The sequence below is a fragment of the Microbispora sp. ATCC PTA-5024 genome (genome assembly GCF_000511135.2).
Taxonomy (GTDB): Bacteria; Actinomycetota; Actinomycetes; order Streptosporangiales; family Streptosporangiaceae; genus Microbispora; species Microbispora corallina.
The window spans coordinates 1,625,470-1,630,503 of the sequence record NZ_KI866523.1 but is presented as its reverse complement, the minus strand read 5'-3'; the positions used below and the strand labels follow the sequence as shown (position 1 = coordinate 1,630,503).

Genomic DNA, 5,034 nt, shown 5'->3' with positions numbered 1-5,034 from the left:
CGGCGCGCGCCCGGCCGGCCGCGGCCGGCTCGTCGAGGGCGCGCACGGGGGAGGTCGTCTCGCTCACGGCTCCTGCCCTTCGAGGCGGGCAAGGACCAGCTCGCCCTGCTCCCCCGTGCCGGGGGCGACGTCGAACGGCGTGCCGAGCACGAGCGCCGCCGCGCCCTGGGCCCAGCGGGAGTCGTCCCAGGGGTCGACCTCCACCGGCACGTACGGGTGGGAGCGGAACAGGTGGGCGCGGAACGCCGGGCCGAAGCCGGGCAGCCACCGCTCCCAGTCGCGGGTGCCCTCGCCGAGGACGAGGACGGCGGCCGGGTCGAGGATGTTCACGAGCCCGGCGACGGCCCGGCCGAGCACGCCGCCCGCCTCGCGGAGGATCTCGCCGTCCGGCTCGCCGAGCCCCCGGGCCCGGGCCGCGTCGAGCAGCCCCCGCTCGCCGATGAGCGCCTCCAGGCAGCCGGTGTTGCCGCAGGCGCAGCGCGGCCCGTCCGCCGCCACCGGCAGGTGGCCGAACTCCCCGGCCCCGCCGTGGGCCCCGCGCAGCAGCCCGCCGTCCACCACGATCGCCAGGCCGACGCCCCGCCCGATGGTCACCACGAGGAAGTCGCGGTGGGACCGTCCCCGCCCGTACAGGCGTTCGGCGACGGCCAGCGTGTTGACGTCGTTGTCCACGAGGACGGGCAGTTCCAGCGACGCGCGCAGGCGTGGCCCGACCGGTGTGGCCGTCCAGCCCAGGGTGGGCGCCTGGACGACGCCGCTGTCCGGGCTGTCGACGACGCCCGCCACCCCGACGCCGACCCCGAGCAGCCGCGGCCCGCCCGACGCCAGCGGGCGCAGCAGCGCGGCGACCCGGTCGAGGCAGTCGGGCGCGCCCGCGTCCAGCGGGATCTCGCGCTCCTCCAGCAGCTCCCCGTCGAGCCGGACGACGACGGCGACGGCGTGGTCGGCGGCGATCTTCACCCCGATGGCCCGGCCAGCCGAGCCCACGAGGCCGAGCAGCTGGGCGGGCCGGCCTCCTCGGGACGGGACCCGCTCGAGCTCCTCCACCATGCCCTGCTCGATCAGCCGCCGGGTCACCTGGGTGACGGTGGCGGGGCTCAGGTCCAGCCGTCTGGCCAGCTCGGAGCGGCTGAGCGGACCCGCCTGCCCGAGCGTCGCGAGTATCGCCGTCCGGGACAGGTCCCGGCCCTGCGCGGCCCGTTCGCTCACCGGCATCCCGACTTTCTTTTTCGCTAAATTTACTTGCGAAGAAAGTAGGACGCACCACGGCTCTCGTCAAGAGGTGAGATTCCGCGGGGTTCCTGCGGACGTGATCCGTGACGTCCGGGGAATCACGGCCGTGGACCCCGGGCGAGAACCACCCCGTGCCGGAATCGCGGAGCACGTCAGGTTAGGGTCGCCTAAGTAGCTCCGAGCCGCCGAGAGAAGGAGTGCCCGTGTCCGTGCGCCCGCCGGCCACCTCGTGACGCCCGGGGCGGCGAACCGCCGTGCCCGGTCCCCGGCGCCGCCGCCCGTCGTTGCGCACGCCGTTCCGTACGCCGTTCCGTCCGACGACCAGGAGCCCCGATCGATGACGCCGAACCCCGCCGACATCCTGCGACGCCAGCGGGCCCGCGAGTCCGCCGCCCGCACCTATGCCCGGTCGTTCCCGATCGTCCCGGTACGGGCGTCGGGCATGACGATCGAGGGCGCGGACGGCCGCCGCTACCTCGACTGCCTGTCCGGCGCCGGGACCCTCGCGCTCGGCCACAACCACCCGGTGGTCACCGAGGCCATGAGGCGGACCCTCGACAGCGGGGCGCCGCTCCACGTGCTGGACCTCGCGACGCCGCAGAAGGACGAGTTCACCGAGGCCCTGTTCGCCACGCTGCCGTCCGGCTTCCGCGACCGGGCCCGAATCCATTTCTGCGGCCCGGCGGGGACCGACGCCGTGGAGGCGGCGCTGAAGCTCACGCAGACGGCGACCGGGCGGCGCGGCCTGCTCGCGTTCACCGGGGGTTACCACGGCATGACGGCCGGCGCCCTGGCCGTGACCGGCAACGTGGCCGTCCGGGCGCCGGTGCCGGGCGTCGCGGCCGAGGTCACCCGGCTGCCGTACCCGTACGCGTACCGCTGCCCGTTCGGGGTCGGCGGTGAGCGCGGCGCGCAGATCGCGGTTGCCTACACCGAGCGGCTGCTCGACGACCCGGCCGGCGGCGTGGTACCGCCCGCGGCCATGATTCTCGAGGTGGTCCAGGGCGAGGGCGGCGCGGTGCCCGCCCCGGACGGCTGGCTGCGCGAGATGCGCAGGATCACGGCCGAACGGGAGATCCCGCTGATCGTGGACGAGGTGCAGACGGGCGTCGGCCGTACGGGCGCGTTCTGGGCCGTCGAGCACAGCGGCGTCGAGCCGGACGTGATGGTCATGTCCAAGGCCGTCGGCGGCAGCCTGCCGCTGGCCGTCATCGTGTACCGGGACGAGTACGACGGCTGGGCGCCCGGCGCGCACACCGGCACCTTCCGCGGCGACACGCTCGCCCTGGCGGCCGGCGCCGCCACGCTGCGGTTCGTCGCCCGCGAAGGGCTGGCCGGGCGTGCGGCGGCCGTGGGCGCGCGGATGACGTCCCGCCTCGACGGTCTGCGCACCGAGCTTCCGGTTATCGGCGACGTACGCGGCCGCGGGCTGATGATCGGCGTGGAGCTGGTCGACCCGCAGGCCGCCCCCGACGGCTGCGGCGCCCGCCCGGCCGCCCCGCGCCTGGCCGCCGCCGTCCGGGCCGCCTGCCTGGACCGCGGCCTCATCGTGGAGCTCGGCGGCCGGTACGACGCCACGCTGCGGCTGCTGCCCCCGCTGACCATCACCGACGAGGAGGCCGAGGCCGTGCTCGACCGCCTGTCCGACGCCATTGCCCAGGTCGCCGCCCAGGCCACCGCCGGCCCCCACCTAGCCGGACGGTCCTCGTGACCGGCGCGATCCACGATCCGGCGCGCCGCGGAGCGGCCGCGGAGACGGCCTCCACGGAAACCCGGCCCCCGGCAGCCGGTCACGTCCCGGACGGCTCCGGCCCTGACGGGGAAGCCGGTCCCGCCGGTTCCGACGCAGCCGGTTCTGACGCGGCCGGCGGCCCGGACGGCAGGGGGCTGATGGGGCGGGAGGCTCTCGAACCCCTGGTGCGGACGGTCCTGCGGGCGCTGGCCGAGGGCGCGGAGCGCCGGGCGGGTCCGGTGCCCGCCGCGGACCCCGCCCGGCTGGCCGACGAGGTCGCGCGGACTCTCGCGGCCGCCGGCGGAGACGACGCACTGGCCGCCCTGACCCGTATGCTCGCGTACGGCAGCGCCGACCCCGTGGACCCCTTCTGCGCCGCCCACCTGCACTGCCCGCCGCTGCCCGTCGCCGTGGCCGCCGATCTGGCCGTGTCGGCGCTGAACCCCTCGATGGACTCCTGGGACCAGGCGCCCGCGGCGACAGCCCTGGAGACACTGGTGGTCGCGGAGCTCGCCGCCATGGCCGGATACCCGCCCGGCGCGGCCGGCGTGCTCACATCCGGCGGCACCGAGTCCAACCTCATGGGCCTGATGCTGGCCAGAGACCACGTCCTCGGAACAGCGACCGGGCGGCGCGTCGAGCTGAGCGGCCTGCCGGGCGACGGACCCCGCCCGCGCGTCTTCGCGTCGGCGGCCGCGCACTTCTCCGTCCAGCGGTCGGCGGCCCTGCTCGGGCTCGGCGAGGACGCGGTCGTGCCCGTCCCCGTGGACCACGACCTGCGGATGGACGCGACCGCCCTGGAGGAGGCCATGGCCGCCGCCGTACGGCGGGGTGAGCGGCCGCTGGCGGTGGTCGCGACGGCGGGCACGACCGACACCGGCGCGATCGACCCGCTGCGCGCGTGCGCCGCCCTCGCCGCCGAGCACGGGGCGTGGCTGCACGTGGACGCGGCCTACGGCGGCGGCGCGCTGCTGTCCGACCGGCTCGCGCCCCTGCTCGACGGCGTGGCCCTGGCCGACTCGGTGTCCCTCGACTGGCACAAGCTGGGCTGGCAGCCCGTCGCCGCCGGCGTCTTCCTGGTCCGGCGGGCCGAGACGTACGCCTCGCTGGCCAGGCGCGCGGCGTACCTGAACCCGGCGGACGACGAGGAGGCGGGCTACGGCGCGCTGCTCGGGCTCTCCCTGCGCACGACCCGGCGGGCCGACGCCTTCTCGATCGCCGTCACCCTGCGGACGCTGGGCCGCGACGGCCTGGGGCGGCTCGTCGACGCCTGCCACGACCTCGCCCGGGCGGGGGCCGCGGCGGTCCGCGCGCACCCCCGGCTGGAGCTGCACGCCGACCCGGTGCTCACGGCCTTCCTGTTCCGCTACCTGCCGCGGGACCCGGCCCGGGCCGACCGGGTCAACGCCGGGCTCCGCCGCCGGCTGCTGCGCGAGGGGCGGGCGGTCGTCGGCCGCACCGAGCTTCCCGGTGAGGGGCCGGGACGTGTCCGGCTGAAGCTGACCCTGCTCAATCCGGACACGACGCCCGCCCAGGTCGAACGGCTGCTCCACGAGGTGGTGGCGGCCGGCGAGGCGGAGGAGGACGCGTCGCGGTAGGGGCGCCCGCGGCCGCTCACCTGGTCCAGAGGGACTCCTGGACGGCCTGGACGAGGGCCATCACCGTGCCGGACATCCGGTCCCCCGGCCAGGCCAGCGCGTACGTCAGGCGCAGGTCGCCGCCGTCGAACGGGACGAACCTCACGTCGTTCCTGCGGATAGACGAGACGAGCAACTGCGGGACGGGCAGCAGCCCGATCCCGGCGGCGACCAGGTCGAGCACCGCGGCGAAGTCGTCGATCTCGTCGGCCACCACATGGTGCCGGTACGGCAGCCGGGCGGCCAGCCGGGCCCACATCCCGGCGGGCGGCCGGTTCCGGGGCACGAGGACCGTCCGGCGCGCGAGGTGCTCGGGCCGTACCAGCGGCGTGGCCGCCAGCGGGTCGCCCTCCGGCACGGCGAGGTGGCCGACCGGCACGTGGAACCGCGCCGCCGTCGTGAGGTCCCGCGGGAACGGCGCGCCCAGCACGG

4 protein-coding genes are annotated in these 5,034 nt (G+C 76.6%); 2 read left to right on the top strand and 2 right to left on the bottom strand.

Annotated elements, in window-relative coordinates; translation table 11 throughout:
* Positions 1 to 63 precede the first annotated feature (63 nt).
* Positions 64 to 1,215 (bottom strand): ROK family transcriptional regulator, encoded by a 1,152-nt coding sequence (locus MPTA5024_RS20125; RefSeq protein ID WP_036325699.1) that lies wholly within the window; start codon positions 1,213 to 1,215, stop codon positions 64 to 66.
* A 355-nt stretch (positions 1,216 to 1,570) separates the two neighbouring features.
* Here MPTA5024_RS20125 and MPTA5024_RS20120 point away from each other — a divergent pair, with 355 nt between their 5' ends.
* Positions 1,571 to 2,944 (top strand): diaminobutyrate--2-oxoglutarate transaminase family protein, encoded by a 1,374-nt coding sequence (locus MPTA5024_RS20120; protein WP_036325697.1) that lies wholly within the window; start codon positions 1,571 to 1,573, stop codon positions 2,942 to 2,944.
* 179 nt (positions 2,945 to 3,123) lie between these two features.
* Positions 3,124 to 4,563: a pyridoxal phosphate-dependent decarboxylase family protein gene (locus MPTA5024_RS20115; protein WP_036326924.1), complete on the top strand. Its 1,440-nt coding sequence runs from the start codon at positions 3,124 to 3,126 to the stop codon at positions 4,561 to 4,563.
* Positions 4,564 to 4,579: 16 nt separating this feature from the next.
* Here the strand turns inward: MPTA5024_RS20115 and MPTA5024_RS42375 are convergent.
* The coding region (locus tag MPTA5024_RS42375; RefSeq protein ID WP_198167242.1) for a LysR substrate-binding domain-containing protein at positions 4,580 to 5,034 on the bottom strand (455 nt) is incomplete at its 5' end.